The 16091-nt window shown below is 58.0% G+C and carries 8 protein-coding genes and 6 pseudogenes; 5 read left to right on the top strand and 9 right to left on the bottom strand.

What is annotated here, in order from left to right; all coding sequences use genetic code 11:
• Nucleotides 1–31: 31 nt before the first annotated feature.
• Complete coding sequence (locus E9536_RS40250) at nucleotides 32–3316, bottom strand: hypothetical protein (RefSeq protein WP_136473147.1); 3285 nt, start codon at nucleotides 3314–3316, stop codon at nucleotides 32–34.
• Between the two features lie 81 nt (nucleotides 3317–3397).
• Here E9536_RS40250 and E9536_RS40255 point away from each other — a divergent pair.
• Nucleotides 3398–4201, top strand: a pseudogene (locus E9536_RS40255) (IS5 family transposase).
• 40 nt (nucleotides 4202–4241) lie between these two features.
• Here E9536_RS40255 and E9536_RS41970 read toward each other — a convergent pair.
• Entirely contained in the window at nucleotides 4242–4487 is a 246-nt protein-coding gene (locus E9536_RS41970; RefSeq protein WP_211097531.1) for a transposase, read from the bottom strand.
• Nucleotides 4406–5008, bottom strand: coding sequence for a hypothetical protein (locus tag E9536_RS41975; protein ID WP_211097532.1), 603 nt, complete (start codon nucleotides 5006–5008; stop codon nucleotides 4406–4408). The genes E9536_RS41970 and E9536_RS41975 overlap by 82 nt, the downstream gene beginning before the upstream one ends.
• A 189-nt stretch (nucleotides 5009–5197) precedes the next feature.
• Between E9536_RS41975 and E9536_RS40265 the strand changes: the two are divergent.
• The 3 genes and pseudogenes from E9536_RS40265 to E9536_RS40275 form a co-directional block, all read left to right on the top strand.
• A pseudogene (locus E9536_RS40265) lies at nucleotides 5198–6125 on the top strand (IS110 family transposase); the annotation flags it as partial.
• Between the two features lie 115 nt (nucleotides 6126–6240).
• Nucleotides 6241–6747, top strand: a pseudogene (locus E9536_RS40270) (IS110 family transposase); the annotation flags it as partial.
• Between the two features lie 41 nt (nucleotides 6748–6788).
• The gene (locus tag E9536_RS40275; protein ID WP_136473149.1) at nucleotides 6789–9548 is read left to right on the top strand and encodes an RHS repeat-associated core domain-containing protein; all 2760 of its coding nucleotides are present in this window, start codon (nucleotides 6789–6791) and stop codon (nucleotides 9546–9548) included.
• A gap of 54 nt (nucleotides 9549–9602) precedes the next feature.
• Here E9536_RS40275 and E9536_RS40280 read toward each other — a convergent pair.
• The 4 genes and pseudogenes from E9536_RS40280 to E9536_RS40295 form a co-directional block, all read right to left on the bottom strand.
• Nucleotides 9603–9770 (bottom strand): annotated as a pseudogene (locus tag E9536_RS40280) (integrase core domain-containing protein); the annotation flags it as partial.
• Nucleotides 9771–10036: 266 nt separating this feature from the next.
• Nucleotides 10037–10306 (bottom strand): transposase, encoded by a 270-nt coding sequence (locus E9536_RS40285; protein ID WP_136473151.1) that lies wholly within the window; start codon nucleotides 10304–10306, stop codon nucleotides 10037–10039.
• Nucleotides 10272–11106, bottom strand: a pseudogene (locus tag E9536_RS40290) (IS5 family transposase); the annotation flags it as partial. The gene E9536_RS40285 and the pseudogene E9536_RS40290, both read right to left, overlap by 35 nt.
• Nucleotides 11107–11346: 240 nt before the next feature.
• Nucleotides 11347–11643 (bottom strand): H-NS histone family protein, encoded by a 297-nt coding sequence (locus E9536_RS40295; protein WP_136473153.1) that lies wholly within the window; start codon nucleotides 11641–11643, stop codon nucleotides 11347–11349.
• A 317-nt stretch (nucleotides 11644–11960) separates the two neighbouring features.
• Here E9536_RS40295 and E9536_RS42720 point away from each other — a divergent pair.
• Nucleotides 11961–12137, top strand: a pseudogene (locus E9536_RS42720) (IS21 family transposase); the annotation flags it as partial.
• Between the two features lie 285 nt (nucleotides 12138–12422).
• Here the strand turns inward: E9536_RS42720 and E9536_RS40305 are convergent.
• Together E9536_RS40305 and E9536_RS41765 are read right to left on the bottom strand one after the other, a co-directional pair.
• The gene (locus E9536_RS40305) at nucleotides 12423–14147 is read right to left on the bottom strand and encodes a ShlB/FhaC/HecB family hemolysin secretion/activation protein (protein ID WP_168799637.1); all 1725 of its coding nucleotides are present in this window, start codon (nucleotides 14145–14147) and stop codon (nucleotides 12423–12425) included.
• A 20-nt stretch (nucleotides 14148–14167) separates the two neighbouring features.
• On the bottom strand, nucleotides 14168–16091 hold a 1924-nt coding region (locus E9536_RS41765), incomplete at its 5' end, for a hypothetical protein (RefSeq protein ID WP_211097533.1).

Consider the following 16091-nt stretch of genomic DNA (forward strand, 5'->3'; position numbering starts at 1 on the left):
TCGAACGACACTCCGCACACCGTGGCCCACATCACTCATGTTCATAATCAAAGTGAAAACTACCTTCCTGCGGCAACGTGCCATCCAACATAAAACTTCGGGTCTTCCCGGTTGCGCCCTCATCCAACCGCGGCAGTGCGTAGGTACTGGGTGGGAACAGCGACACCGGGGCCCATGGTTCAGCCACAGCCGAGAGCCGATACGATTTATCAAACCAGGCCTCCTTCCCGAGAGAGGACAAATTGAGTCCCAATGCATTCTCACTAGCCGCGTGAAAATATGGCACCCGCGCCCCCTGCCATATCAACGCGCATGTACTTGTCTCCTCACTACATGTCAGCGCACGATTCAATTCCCTCCCATCACCCACCGTCTCTGACACAGGATTTCCCCCGTCAGACTGCACTGTAACGGTCAGGATATCATCGGCTGTCCTGAGCATTGGTACGCTTGTCGCTTCATAACGCACCCGATTGGAAGGGCCGTTATTTACGTTGACGCGCGTCATCGGAAAACTCCGCCCACCACTCACCAGCGTTACCGTGTCAGTCTCATCCGCATTCATCACGTCCACCACGGCCTGAAAGGTTTTTCCATCACCATTGACTACCTGTAGCGTCCGATCCATTTTGTTCACCGCCACCTGCTCTCGCGACTTCACCACCACCGGTTTGATCGTCTTGAGCACCGAGTTATCTGTTTTCCATTCCACCACACGCTCTCTCGTATCCTGATCGACCCTCCCGTCGTTCTGCTCAATGAAGATCTCGACCGGTTTCAGCGCTCCGGAAGCGCTGGTGGCGAGTTCGACGGGAATTTTCATAATGAATCGATCGTTCTGGGTCATGCTCAAACCGTCGACGATCACACCAGATCCTGTCCATTTGTTGTTAAGGCAGGAATTCGGACAAACCGTGTCTTTATATACAACGCCATTTTTCAGGAGTTGCAACTCACCCTCCACACCTCGCAGCAATCCTTCGGGCAAATCGACCCGCAAATCCACGCCAGATACGGTTTTTAATGCCCTGACGTGGACTTCAACATAGTTGCGATTATTTGGCGCGTTATGAATTAGCGTCAGGGGCACTGTCTGATTGACGTCCATCCAAAATACCTGATTCGCGGGCAGCAATTTATCACCAATCGCGATCGTTACAGCCGTTTCGTCGGTGCCTGCCGGATTCAGGACCTCAGCTTCAGTCGTGGCGTATTGCCCGGAAAGATGCAATTCCACCTTTTTCGCAACATTGGCAGTCACTTTGACGGGGACTGTCACCTTGATGGACTGGTCCTCCTTATAGCGGACCGCTGGAGAATTCAGCTTCGTCGCAGCATCGTGCCCTGTCCACGCACCATCAGCCTCCGCTGGCGATGCCCCAGCGATTGCCCACTTCGGTGTAGCCGTTTTTTCCAGTTCCGTTGGCAAAACCAGCTTCAACGCCGTCAGTTCCCCACTCGTCCGTCCATTTTCTCCGCCCCCAGGCATGTCACCAATCAGCCTGTAATCCGACAGTGCGACATCTACTTGCCGCCCCTGATGCAACACGATATTGGCAGCATTGACCGGGTGGTTACCAATTTGTACATTGAGAGAACTGGTACGGCCCCGAACGGTAATTTGCGGCACGATATCGATGCTTTTCGAGTCAAGCTCGATGTCATCGCTCACATCGTTAAGATCCTGATTCTGCGCTGTTACCCGAGCGGTCAATGAGGTTCTGATTTTGACTTGATCTTTTGATGCTGCTTGCAACTCGATCCCACCGCTTTGCTTGCCAGGGTGTGAAATGTTCACGTAACAAATATTATTGCTCCTCACGCCAAACCCATTACACGCCGCAATATCGGCCGGAATAGGGCTTTTCGCTTCTACCGAAAAGTCGAACTTAACATGAGGATAAGAATTGACCAATGACGCATCGGCCTTGACCAAAAATGACTCACCCGGGTGGATCTGAGCTTTACTGAACGAGAGATTGCCTGCCACGTCCCCTCGTCCGATAATTCGAGGTGCCCCGCGTTGAAGGGTAATGTCGTCAAGACGCTGGTAATAGTAATCCCAATGTGTTTTATCCTCGTAGCAGACTCCCGAGAATGTGGCGCGCCCAGGTTCACCTTGACCGCCCCGGGCTGCCTGGCCTTTTCCTAACCCTGTCACCCACAAGGAATTATCCGTCTGGGTGACAATCGATTCAGAAAAAGAGTACCCTTGGGTTCCAGTCCCGAATATATCACAAAGGTCCCATTTTATATTCTGCTGATTTGGGTTCGTTGCCACTACTTTGATTTTTAGGTTCTTTGCTTCACTTCCTACGCCCTCAGCCCAGTCAAACTGCTTTGTTGCAACACTCCCATCGCCCCATTGCAAACGGGGAGAGCCAAAATCAGGAACACCTCTATTCAACGTCAGTTTCTCTATTTCAACACTATCTTCATATTCACCACCACCCGCAAACGAACACCCCCCAGTTAAAATTACCGACGATGCCCTCTCCACATACCCCGGATAAACAATAACCGATTTTCCGTCATCCCCCAGGGTGAAATACCTTGCCTTTTCTCGCGTCTTATCCGAATCGGTAGCCACATTGATCTTGCAACTCGTTAGGTGATTTCTGTTTAATTCCTTGCCATCCTCATAAGCATCCACGTTTACCACGATCGCCTCTCTATCGCTATATTTAACAGGAATAGCACCGTTTTGCGAAACCAGTTTCGAATTCCCCTGCCTTGCGGAAAACCTGACATTCGATACAGATGGTTTAACGATTTCAAACCAATAATTTTTATCCATACCATCACAACCTATGACTTTATTTCCCCTTCCCTCAACCCAGAAATTTATGTGGTACACCCCAGGAAAAGGCACTCGCAATTTCAAATTGTCACCGGCATCCTTGGTGAGCGACGGCTGCCAATGCCCCTCTGACACCGTAGTTGCCGCTGCGTTATTAAGCGCATCAACAAAATTCGAAAGCCCCGAATGAATTTGAAAATGCGACAGAAGCGTTTCCTGCCTACCCTCTGCGTATAGAGTCACCTTGGCCTCCTGAGAGAAGGCGACACATTTTCCTCCAAAGACGATATTTATTTTCGCCTCCATTGGATATTTAAATTGACATTGCTTTTCGAATCTACCGGCCCCTGGGTTGCTGGCAGGACACGTGCTCAAAGCCCCCCCGTCGAGATCGACGGTACGTCCAGCAAATACGTTATTGGATAAAACCAGAGATAATTGGGCGGCGATGCCTATCAAGATTATCTTGAAATAGCCACATATACTACCAATGATGACGTTGAAATCTCGATTCATGTGACTGTCGTTTCTCATGTTTTAGAGTCGCCAACACAACCTGGACAAACAAGCCACGGATGCCATATCCTGGCCACATGGATAAGACGGAAAATCAGTAACGAACTGCGGGTGGTGTTGGAGCCATTGATTCCCGTATTCGACCCGTCGCCCAAAGGCGGACACCGACGTACGGTCGACGACCGTGCAGCATTGAACGGCATCCTGCATGTCCTGCAAACGGGCACTGCGTGAGAAGACCTGCAGCAGGAGCTTGGTTTCGGCAGCGTCATGACATACTGGCAACGACTCCGCGATTGGCAAACCGCAGTTGTGTGGGAGCACCTGCATCTGGCGACGTTTCGCCGGTTGCGTGAGCACGACAAGATTGATTGGGAACAGGCGAATCTTGATTCCGCCAGTGTTTCCAGCCCCCCAGGTTGCCAGGAAACCGGCCCCAACTCGACATACCGTGGCAAGCTCGGGTCGAAACGGCACATCGTCGTAGATGCACGAGGCATCCCGCTGGCCATCAAAGTCACCGGTGCCAACCAGCACAATTTGATGACATTCGAGTCCACGCTCGATGCCATTCCGGCAGTGTCGGGCCTGAACGGCCAGCCGCGCAAACGCCCGGGCAAGTTGCATACAGACAGAGGCTATGACTTTGCCCGCTGTCGGCGTTACCTGAGGCAGAGCGACATCACATCCCGCATCGCCCGTCGCGCAGTAGAAAGCAAGGAGCGACTCGGGCGACATCGTTGGGTGGTCGAACGCATGCATGCCTGGTTCGCCGGTTTCGGCAAACTGCGCACTCCCTTCGTACGTCGTCTCGACATTCATGTTGCGTTGCTGTCCTTGGCCGCTGCCATTATCTGTTCACGCTTTGTTGATGACTTGTGTTAGCCGTTCATAATCAGATATCAACCTTATAGTTATTAAGTTCTCAGGCGAAAACGATTTGAAATTTGGCGCCGTATGCGCCGAGTAGGCTGCGGACCTCGTCGTCGGCGGCTTCCTTCGTCCAGTTACGCCAATGGTATTTGGCCTGCTTCCAGACGATTTCGATCAAATTGAGCTCAAAACTGTATGGCGGCAGATAGAACCGTTTCACGTGATGCTCGTGTAGGCAGCGCGCATGTCCTTCATAATCAATGGAGTGATGGATCGAAGCGTTGTCGAGTACCACCACGGTCGGTCATCTCCCTGCAGGGCGATCGGCTCGAAGAACTCGACCACAGCAGCGCCTTTGGTGGACGAACTCGTGACACGGTGAGTCAACACGTCCGCTCCGAAGTTGAGGGCGCCGAAAAACGAGCGCGGGCAATGGAAGCGCAGTTCGACACAGTGAGGCAGGTCGCGCGGTGACCACGCTCTTTGCACCGGAGGTGACGCGACAAAGCCCGCTTCATTGAAATAGACCAGAGCGCACCGCAGTTTTTGCCAGGAGGCTGATTTCAGCTCGATTTCTTCTCGGTCGCCCTCTTCTGAGCAAGAAGCGATTGCGCTTAACGAAAAGCCTCGCCGCCGAAAGGCGACCGACAAGGTTTCCTGCGTACATGGCGTCGGCTCGCCATGCACGGCTTCGACGCGCATCGCGATTTGTCCGAGCGTCATGGACTCCATACGCATCACCTCCATCGCCGCGGCGAACATGGCTTCGGACAACGCACGAGGATGACCGTCGTCATGGCCGGACAGCAGACCACACAAGCTGCATCCATGCTTTCACAGGAGCGCTGGACTGGATATGGGATTTGTCTTACGTGGGGGCGCGACAAATGGAATGAACGCCGTCACCTACCGAAACGCAGAGAGGAGGCAGACCCTCACGGCCCGACGACATCATAGTGCCCAGATGGAAGATCATAGAGGTCTTCACTGGCAAACCGAGGGATCCAAATGAAGGATACGACGGTCGGAGTGGACATTGCGAATGTCTACCAGCTTCCCTGGGTGGACGCCGGCACGGGCGGATTGTGAATAGGCAGCTGAAGCGCGCCGCGTTCCTCGAGAATTTTGCGAATCGCGAGCCTTGCCATGTCGGAATGGAGGCGTGCGGCGGTGCTCAGCATTGGGCACGGCGATTGATGGAGATGGGACATCAGTTCAAGCTGATGCCAGCGAAGTTCGTCAAGGCTTTCAATATCGGCAACCAGAGCGATCCTGCTGATGCTCGTGCAATTTGGATGGTCACGCAGATGCCCAGCAAACCGTTCGCCGTGAAGACAGAGGCTCAGCAGGCAGTGCTGGCGTTGCACCGGTTGCACCAACAGCGAATCATGTTTCGCACCTGCAGATGAACAGCGTGCGAGGCTTGCTCACAGGATACGGCGAAGTGATGGCAAAGAGCCTTGCTGCGCTAGACAAGGCGATTCCAGGCGTGCTGGCAAGGCTGTCGGAGAGACTGCCGGCGATGCTGATCGATTCACTACGCGAGCTATGGAACGATCTTGAGCGGCTCGACAGACAGGTCGCCGATATCGAACGGCGCCTGCAAGCCTGGATGAAGGAAGACAGAGCTTGCAAGGCAATCGCCGCGATTCCCGGCGTGGGACTGCTGACGGCAACAGCCAACGTTGCCACCATGGGCGACGCAAAGGCGTTCAGGTTAGGGCGGGAATTCGCCGCCTAGCTCGGGCTGTTCCCCAAACAGATTGGCACGGGTGGGAAGATCCAGCTACTAGGTATCAGCCGGCGCGGCGACACATACGTGCGTACACTGCTGATCCACGGCGCACGAAGTATGCTCTACCACGGGAAGCACGCGGGTCCGTGGGCTGAGCAATTGCAGAAGCGACGTCCTTCAAACGTCGTCGCTGTGGCGCTGGTGAAATGGAATGGACGCCTCCCATCCGTGAGCCAATGAAGATGGATCTGATGTTTCTCATGGGCCGAAGATCGAGCGGAAAATATGACCTTTCCCAGGTAACCGGAGAATTGGCATGAGCTATACGGCGGTGGGCGTGGATATTGCAAAGACGGTGTTTCAGGTGCATTACGTTGATGAGGGGACCGGCGAGATCGTGAACAAAGCGATTAAGCGCGCTGCGTTCCTTGAGCACTTTGTGAACCGCGCACCCTGCCTCATTGGCATCGAGGCGTGCGGCGATGCCCACCACTAGGCGCGACAATTAGCGAAGATGGGTCACCACGTCAAGTTGATGCCCGCGCAGTTTGTAAAGGCGTTCAACATTCGCAGCAAGAACGATGCGGCGGATGCGCGCGCGATCTGGCGTGCCGTACAGCAACCTAGCAAGGCCGTTGCAGTAAAGACCGAGATGCAACAGGCGATGCTGGCGCTGCACAGGTTGCGCCAGCAGTTACTGAAGATCCGCACGTTGCAAACCAATGTGCTGCATGGTTTGCTGACAGAATATGGTGAAGTGATGGGAAAGGGGCGAACTGCGTTGGACAAAGCGATGCCGGAAGTGCTCGGTCGGGTTGCTGAGGCCTCGGATAAACGCTTACCTTTCAATCAGCATTCCTTGTCATGAACGACAACCTCGCATTCGGCACGCCGACGCTCGTCGTGCAAAGCAACCGCGGCGCGCCAGTACGCACGCTGACCTACAACCGCACGTCGGTCGACGCGGCGCTCGACGAGCGCATCGAGCGGACCGCCTACGATCCGCTCGGCCGCGTCGCCTCGCAAATCGACGCGCGCCTGTTCAGCGCCGGCGCCACGCCTAATTTCTCCTATCTCGCGTCCTTGTCCTGTCGGGCGCTGCGCACCGTCGGCGTCGACGCCGGCACTCATTGGTCGCTCGCCGACATCGACGGCCGACCGATCTGGGCGCGCGACGCGCGCGCCACCGTGTCCAGCTGGACCTACGACGCGCTGGGCCGGCCAGTGACCGTCACCGAGACAGCCGATGGCACGGTCGCAGTGCGCGACGCGTGGATCTACGGTGACGCCGAGCCCGACGCGGCCGCCCACAACCGGCGCGGCCAGTGCGTGCGCCGCTATGATCCGGCCGGCCGTCTCGCCTGGGCCGGCTTTACGCTCACAGGCCAGCCGCTCGCCGAGACCCGCTCCCTGCTCGCCTCCCCCGACGCGGATGTTGATTGGACGGGCGATGAGACCAGCTGGGCCCAGGCGCTCGGCACCGAGGCCTATTCGACCAGCTGGACTCATGACGTGGCCGGCGCGTGGCTCACCCAGACCGATGTCAAGGGCAACGTCCAGGCGCAGACCTTCGACGTCGCCGGCCGCCTCGCGGCCAGTACGCTGACGCTCGCCGGTGGGGGCACCCGCCCGGTGCTCACCGCGATCGACTACAGCGCCGCCGGTCAGGTGTTGCGCGAAACGGCAGGCAACGGCGTGCTCAGCACCTACGGCTACGAGCCCCAGACCCAGCGGCTGGTGCGGCTGACGGTCACCCGCCCGGCGCAGGCCGGGCGCGCGACCGTGCTTCAGGACCTGCACACGACCTACGACCCGGTCGGCAACGTGCTGAGCGTGACCGACGCCGCGCAGTCGACCAGCTACTGGCGCAACCAGCGGGTCGACCCGACCCGCACCTATGCGTACGACGCGCTGTACCAGTTGATCAGTGCCACCGGCCGCGAGACGGTGGCCCGTGGCCGGCAAGGCATCATGCTGCCCGCGCCGATCCCACTGCCCACCGACGATTCGGTCTATGTGGCCTACTCTCGCACCTACACCTACGACCGCAGCGGCAACCTCACGCAGATCGCCCATCAGGGCGCCAATCCCTACACCCAGGCCATCGTCGTGTCCGCCACCCGCAATCACGCGCTGGCGCAGAACGCCCAGGGCAGCCTCACACCGGCCGACGTGGACAATGGCGCCTGGTTCGATGCGGCCGGCAACCAGCAAAACCTGCTGCCGGACCGGGTTCAGCCGCTCGGGTGGAACGCCCGCAACCGGCTGCAGCGCGTCACGCTGGTTCAGCGCAACGGCGCCAACGACGACCGTGAGACGTACCAATACGGCGCCAACGGGGTGCGGGTGCGCAAGCACGCGAGCTCACAGACGGCGGGCACGACCCGTACGGCCGAGACAATCATCTTGCCCGGGTTGAGCTTGCGCGTCACCCGCAGTACCGACGGCCAGACCGTGAAGGTGGTGGAGGCGCTGCAGGAGATTCGCCTGGAGGCGGGCCGCGCCGGCGTGCGCGCCTTGCACTGGGAGACAGGGCTGCCGGACGGGCTCGCGAACGATGCGCTGCGCTTTAGCTACGGCGGCGACCTGATTGGCTCGATCGGGCTGGAACTGGACGCGCAGGCGGAACTGATCAGCCGCGAGGAGTACTACCCGTACGGCGGCACCGCAGTATGGACCGCGCGCAGCCAGGCCGAGGCCGACACCAAGTACCGCCGCTACTCGGGTCAGGAGCGCGACGTCACCGGCCTGTACGACTATGGTTGGCGTAGCTACCAGCCCTGGCTCGGACGGTGGCTCAACCCCGATCCCGCCGGAACCGTCGATGGACTCAACCTCTACAGGATGGTTAGAAATGGTCCGATTTCATTCCGAGACAATATGGGACTTGCGCCAGACACTCAGCGAATACTTAAGGATGGCAAGCGCCTCGCGAGAACGCGACTCAAAGAGGCAAGGGATTTCATGAAAAATAATCAAGAAAAAGCCGTGCAGATTGGAAAAGTATTTTTTGGAAAAAAATTTGACGAGCAAGGTCTTGATCGGTGGAAAAATAAAATAGACCGACTATCCGAATCACTAAAATCATTCAAAACCACGAGACATATTGATTATCAGGAAATTTATTCCCAGCCCATGGCAGGCTCATCCGATTCAAACAATCAATCCAATGCCATCGCTGCAGTAGACAAATTTCAATATCATAGCGATAATAATTCACGATATTTTAAAGCTTTCCGTAAAACAGTTAACGCTTTAAGCCAGATGCCATATGGATCTGAAGAAATCGCCATGACTGTAGTTCACGAGTTGTCTCATGCCGTTTTGGATACAGAAGATTTTGATGCGCGCTATGCCAGAAGAGTTAAAGATACACATGAGCACGACATAAGTCGACTCGCAAGATATGCTCATGAAAATATAGATTTGACGACCCTAAGTGGCAAGCAAGATGCCGCTAGTCAATGGCGCGATGCCGAGCGAATCGCGGATTCATTTGCAGTTTCGACATTTTATCTTGCATATGCAAAAATTGACAAAAACTTCCAGTCACACATTCAATCAAGGTTCGATAACTGGCAAATTGATATGGGAACCTCACTTCACATAAAACTTCCGAGATAGACAAATCATTCAATTAAGAGCCGTTTTGAGGCTAGCCCAATATCCGTCCCGGTCTTAGTTGGGAAATTCCGACTCTTCGGGGCGAGCCGGATCGACCCGATCGGTGCACTGGCGGGCGAATTCCGCCGACGTCATTCACTGCAGCGCAGAGTGAGGGCGCGCTTCGTTGTAGTACTCTCGCCAGTCCTCGATTTTGCGTCTAGCGTCCTCAAGCAACAAGAACACATTGGACTCGGGCCAGAATGCTAACCGCTCAGCAGGGCTCCATCCGGACAACGGCATGGGGCTGTGCATGCCGAACGTTTCATCGAGCTGTTCTGCTGCCGGTCCAACCTGTCGTCAATTCGTCCGATGCAGTCTGCCAGAGAAAATTGCTGTCGTTACTGCGTACTGGGTTCTACGGCTGCAAGGGAGTGAAGCATGCCGGCATATGATCGGGCCGGAACACTTGGTCTCGCGTAAGTAGGGCCCAGATAATGCGTGCATGTTTATTGGCAAGAGCCACCAGCGCCTTTTGCCAGCCGAGTCTGTTGAACTTCCGCGAGCCATCGCGACAAGCGGTCAGTTCGACGTCCCACCGTCATGAGTGCACTTCGCGCCCCGAGCACGAGACGCATACGAAGATGGGGATCTCCTCGCTTTGTAATGCTCCCAAGTTGAGCCTTCCCGCCAGAACTATTTTGCCGGGGCTGGAGACCTAGCCAGTCGGCCCTGAACAATTCGTTTGCCCTTGGCCACGCATTCGACTTCCGGTGCATGCAGTGCGTACAGCTTGTTTTTGTCCTTTTGCTTCTGCAACAGAATCCGCTTCGTGCGGCCGATCAGGTCTTCCAGCGCTGCGCGGCTTGGTTGCGTTACGCCATCGAGTTGTCGTTCGACGTCACGCATCACGCGCCTGACACGCGAACGCAACGTCCGCAACGCTTTCTTCATCCGCTTGTACTGCTTCGCATGCGCATAGTGACCGATCTGGCCTTCCAGACGCGGCGCTTCTCGGTTGTAGTTCTGCCGTAGCTTCAGCCCGTACCGGGCAGCGGCCTTCACCAGGTGTTCCCGGCAGCGTTCGAGCAGGCGCGAATCGGCGGATGCGCGACGGCCTTCTCCACGACCGTCGTATCAACGATCACGCGCTTCAGGCTCGTGCTTTTGATGACGTTGGCACGTTAGCTGCCTCGATCGTCTCCGCGAGCAGTTCCTCGACGCCGGCTTCGCCCAATCGCTTGCGCCAGCGCGTCAGGCTCGATGGATCGACCGGCGGCCTCGTCTGCAAGTACGTCTCGCCGGTGAACACCTGCCAATAAGGGTTCTCGAGCCATTGCCAAACAACCTCTTCGTCCGAAAAGTCGAAGGCGTGCTGCAAGTGCAGCAGTCCCGCAATCAGACGCGGCGAAGTCGTCGGCCGGCCCCGCTGCGAGACAAAACTCGCGCACGTCGCAGTGTTCAACCGATCCCAATCGATCAGATCGGCCAACCGCACCAGCGGATGCTTCAAGTTGATCTGCTCGCGCAGCGGCTGCCGGAAGAAATCTCCCTCGGTCACCGGCGTCTTCGGACCCATCCGAACCTCGTCAGAAGTTGCAGGAATCATGCATCAATATGCCCGCTACTTGCAATTCCCACAATGCCATTCCAGCTGCGGAGGCTTACTGCTCAAGCCTTCGCGAATTGTTCAGGGCCGACTAAGTAATTGCCGCCCTTATACCAAGGGAATTTGACCATGCTGTCGCCTACAGCAACAGCCACCGCCCCCCGCCTTTGATACGTTTCAGGAGTCGAAATGAGCGATACCCCACCAACTCTACTTAAGAAGAAACGCATCACGATTCTCCACATTGGCTATCCATCGAGGGGGGCGCCCCCGCCCGCTCCATGTTGCGCCCGTCTGAGGATCCATATACTTTGGAACTGTCCGGCGCCGCCCGACTTCGCGACGGCCCTCTTCCAAAAACGGGAATATGTCTCGAGGTTCAAGCATGTACTTACCCACCTCCTCCCTGATCTTCACAACTACATCATGGATTTCCGCCTGGCGAGCCATTTCCGTTTTTATTACAAGTTCCGCCAGCTCAGCTTTAAGATCAACATATCGCTCCATATTCACCTCAATGAAAGGAAAAATCTCGTGGCGACACTACATCAAGGCAACGTCTAACACATTCGATTCGATCACGTATCAATATAAGAATACATGCACTACGAGATTAAAAGAATGAGAATACTCTTCTGCATTAATAGACGTCTCATAAAAATCTTTCCACTCCATTCCAATTCAGCCTCGCGGCCATTGAGGTCAGCCGAAATAATGCAAGCTAACGCGTCGTAGAATCGAGAGCGCGCGTCGGATAGATACCGGCGAGCCCACTAAATTACGGATGGTGTAATCGGTGTTGATGTCCCTGCAGAACTGTCCCACAGCTGACAGGTTGGCTGCGTGCCGACAGTCATCGCCCGAAGCGTGACGGCGCACCGACCGGTTCATGTTCGAGGCGACCCGCACCGAGGGTTACTCTGGCAGCTACGGCCGCGTAAGCGCGTTCGTGAGGCGTTGGCACGAGGAGCAGGAAGGCCTTCGTGCCGCTCGCCTTCGAAACCCGGTGGAACTGACCTGCCCCCTTCAGTAGGGTCAACGGGCTCTTCTAGCAAAGTCCTTTAACCACCAATTCCTGGAAAGCGGCCGGAGCATCCGCGGTTGCTCGATGTTTCGCCGCAAACTCTGACGGCGTAAGGTAATTCGACGGCTACATTGAGCAGACCCTGCGAGTCTCGTCGACCAGCCTGATTCACTTCCAGCGCAACCGCTACAGCGTGCTCACCGAGTATGTACATGATTATTGCCTGAACAGGCGACTTTTGCCCGACATCCAGCCCGGTTACTCAGAAGCTGTAACTCAACGAAGCCCACGTCCACGTTTGTGGCTGGCTGCCCAATCCCGGCGCACTGCCGCCCACCCGCTTCGCTAGGCTCACTGACGCCGTAATCGAGCGCCACGTCACGTCCAACCCGATCCCCATGCCCTGCAGGTTCACGTTGTTCGACTGTCCCTGGAACGGATCGTGACGCAGCACGCCCGTGCCCACGTCATAGAACACGTAGGCATTCACCGGCACCACCGGCACAGGCAGCCGCCATCCCGCTGTTGCTCGCACCACGATGCCCGTATCCACCGACACAAAGTCCGAGCTGAATGCCCGCACCGCCGAGGGACCGCCCATCACCATGCGCGCCGAGCTGTCCAGGTTCTTGAACGCGTACTGCGCCGAAACGTCGGCCTGCAGGTACGTACTGCGCGTGAGCTGCTGTATGCGCGACAGACCCAGCTCCGCCTTCGTGTAGCCTCCTGCGGTTTGGCTGCCCGCCGCGTCCTGCTGTGCGAACAGCGGGCTGTCAAAGCGAAGGATCCCGTATGTGAGCGTGAGCGACGCACGGGTTGCCGCTGCGCGCCCCAGCAGGCCGTCCTGCAGGTTCCCGTACAGCATGAACGCGAACGCGTCCGAGTTGCGCTGGTTCTCGAACCCCACCTGGTTGTCCCGGTACAGACTGTGGCTGTACGTCACCCGGGCTGCCAGATTCCGTTCCTGCTGGCGCACGATCGGATAGGTCATGTAAGCCGAGAACACGTCCGCCGTGCCGTCGAACTGGCCTTCATAAATCCCGCCCAAGTCGTACTGCAGGCGGCTGTAGCCCATTCCGCCGCGCAGTCCGGCGTTGCCCACCGGAAAGTCGTACGTCGCCCCGCCCAGTGTCGAGTCGCCGTTCTGCAGGTTGAACGGCAGGCCCGAGACGTTCAGGCGAAGCACATCGCCCCATCCAAATGGACTGTTAATGCCTAGCATCGCCCCCAGGCGTGTGCGACCCGACGTCCGGCTACCGTAGTTGTCCAGGGTGATCGCTCCGTTCACCAGCGGCGCGGGTTGCACGCCCATTTCGACATCGACTGCCCCGTTGGTCGTGCCACGCGACAACCTCGGTTTTGCCACGCTCACTCCGGGCGTGTCGCCCATCAACAAGCTCGCCCGCTCCAGCTTGTCCGTATCCTCCGGATGAGCTCGAAAGCGCGCCATCATTCCCTCGAGCAGCGCATCGCGCACGCGGCTGTGGTTTGACAGGTTGATGCGGCCGGCCTTGCCTTCCACGATGATGAAGCGGATGTTGCCGTCCTGCAGACTGTCCGGGTCCACCGAGGTGAAGGTGAAGCCGTACCCATGTGTCCGATACAGGTCGCTGATTCGGTCAGCCATCTGCTCCAGATCCTGGTCCGACACATCCCGGCCGATATAGGACTGTACGGCCGCCTCGAGTTCCTCTTGGCCGAGCTTTTCGTTGCCAGTAAAGCGCACCGATTTCACGTGGTAGCGTTTGCGCACCTCAGCCGGTTGGGCGCCAGGCAGCCCTCCCGCAGCGTTGCCCGGCTGACCCAGTTCTCCCGATTCCGAGCGCCGCTGCTGCAGGATGCTCCCGGCATTGGGAACCGTCGCCGGCGGCAGCCGAGGCTCGACTGATGGCGGTGGCGTCTGCGCCGCGCATTCGGTGGCCACCGCCATGATCGCCATGGCAACCGTACTCCACCCCTTGCGCGTCGTTGTGCGGTGTTGCGTCATTTTTCCTGCCTTCATTTTCTTTATTGCCCTTTCCATTCGCCTGCCACACCCAGTGGCCTGCCGCTCGCGTCCACCTGCATGCCCGCCTCATTTACCAGCACCACACCGGCAGGCAGCGGGCCACCATGGATGTCCGTCGTAAGTCGGCCGTCGTCACGGCGATACACAGCGCCGCCCTGAGCGGTTCTCACGTGCGGGACCGGCTTGAGGCGTCCGTCGCGGTCGACGATCATGCGTTCGTTGTTGACGAAATCGATGCCGCCGTCGGCGTCGTCATCTGCGGTAGGCACCGCCCCCGCAGCGGCGCGATACAGTGCCGTGAGTTTGGGCTGGAGGCTCGCCAGACTGTGGGGGGCGTCCGTTCTCTGTCCGCGTACTCCGCCATGCAGCTTGCCATTCGGGTCCACCGGTGCCTGCACCACCTCCGCCCCGGGCGTCTTGAGCTGCTTCGACAGCACCTGCTGGTCGGCCTTCGCGGCATCAACGTCAACGTAGTCCCGGCCGTTCATCACGGCCACGACCTTCTTCTCGACCTCCGAACTCTTGGGTAGCCCGTTGACGTACCCCTGGATATCCTTCTGCACCGCCTCCCGCGACAGATACTCGTTCACCGATTGATCCGTCGTCGCAAGATCGGCCCCGACCACGGGCTTCGCCGTGTTATGGCGCGCCAGGCGCTCGCCCAGCGTCGGGTCCGCCTTCACGGCAGCATCCAGCGCCCGCGCCTTGTCCTGCTGCGCCTCTCCGGCCGCGATGGACGCCAGCGTCGCAAGGTTGTCCGCAATCTCTTCGGGCTTCGCATCGGGCTTCGGCTTGCCGTCCGGCCCCAGCGGTTCTCCCTTCGCATTGACCAGTTCCGGACCCTTCGGCGTGTCAATCACCGTCTGACCCGGCTTCGGTGCGCCATTGCCGTCCAGCGGCTGTTGCTGATCATTGACTACCAGCGGACCCGCCGGTGTCGTCACCACAGTCACTCCGGGCGTCTTGAGCTGCTTCGTCAACACCGCCTGAGCCTGCTTCGCGCCATCCGGCGTCTCGTAGTTCTGGCCGTTCATCACCGCGGCAACCTGCTCGCCCTGAGCACCCGTCGCCTTCGTCTGGTTGATCAGCGCCTGGATCTCCTTTTGAACCGGCAGATCCTTATCGAACGCCCCCTTATCCGCATAGTCGCGTCGATTCAGACGCGCGAGCAGATTCGCATCGGCCTGCGCCTCCTTGTCCGCGTTGATCGCCTCCTGGATCGGCTTTTGCGCCTTCACCAGCGCCTCAATGGCACCCAGATCATCCGCCTGGGGCTTGCCTCGCATGACGCGCGCGTCCAGGCCGGCAACACCATGCACATCGGCGTCCAACTGACGCGTGTCCACCCACTCCTTGTTCACCGCGTCCGTCGCCTGCTTGATGCCCTTCAGCCCAGCAAGGAACTCAACGTCTTTCTTCAGCGCATCCCCAGCCAGCCAATCCTGGGCCGCCTTCTCGGTCTGCAGGTCTCCTCGACCTCGCTTCTCCTCGATCAGCGCCTTCCGATTCGCGTCCGGCTCTGCCGCAATCGCCGCATCCAGCGCTGCGCTCGCCTTCTTCAACTCCGCAATCGCGGCCCGGTTCTTCGCTTCATCAGGCGTGCTCGCTTTCGGCTGGCCCGTCTTCGGATCAATCTCCTTACCGGTCGTCGTCTCAACAACCTTCGGCTTGCCATCCCCGCCGGTAATGACCGTCTTCGTCGGATCAGGACTGCCGTCCGGCTTCAGCGGGTGGTTATCCTTGTCCACGGCGCCCACGTCCGTCGTATGCCCGCCCGCCTTCACAAGGGCCGCCAGCAACACCGCCTGAGCCTGCTTCGCGCCATCCGGCGTCTCGTAGTTCTGGCCGTTCATCACCGCGGCAACCTGCTCGCCCTGAGCACCCGTCGCCTTCGTCTGGTTGATCAGCGCCTGGATCTCCTTT

The organism is Burkholderia sp. LS-044 (assembly GCF_004803625.1).
In the GTDB taxonomy this organism is placed as follows: domain Bacteria; phylum Pseudomonadota; class Gammaproteobacteria; order Burkholderiales; family Burkholderiaceae; genus Burkholderia; species Burkholderia cepacia.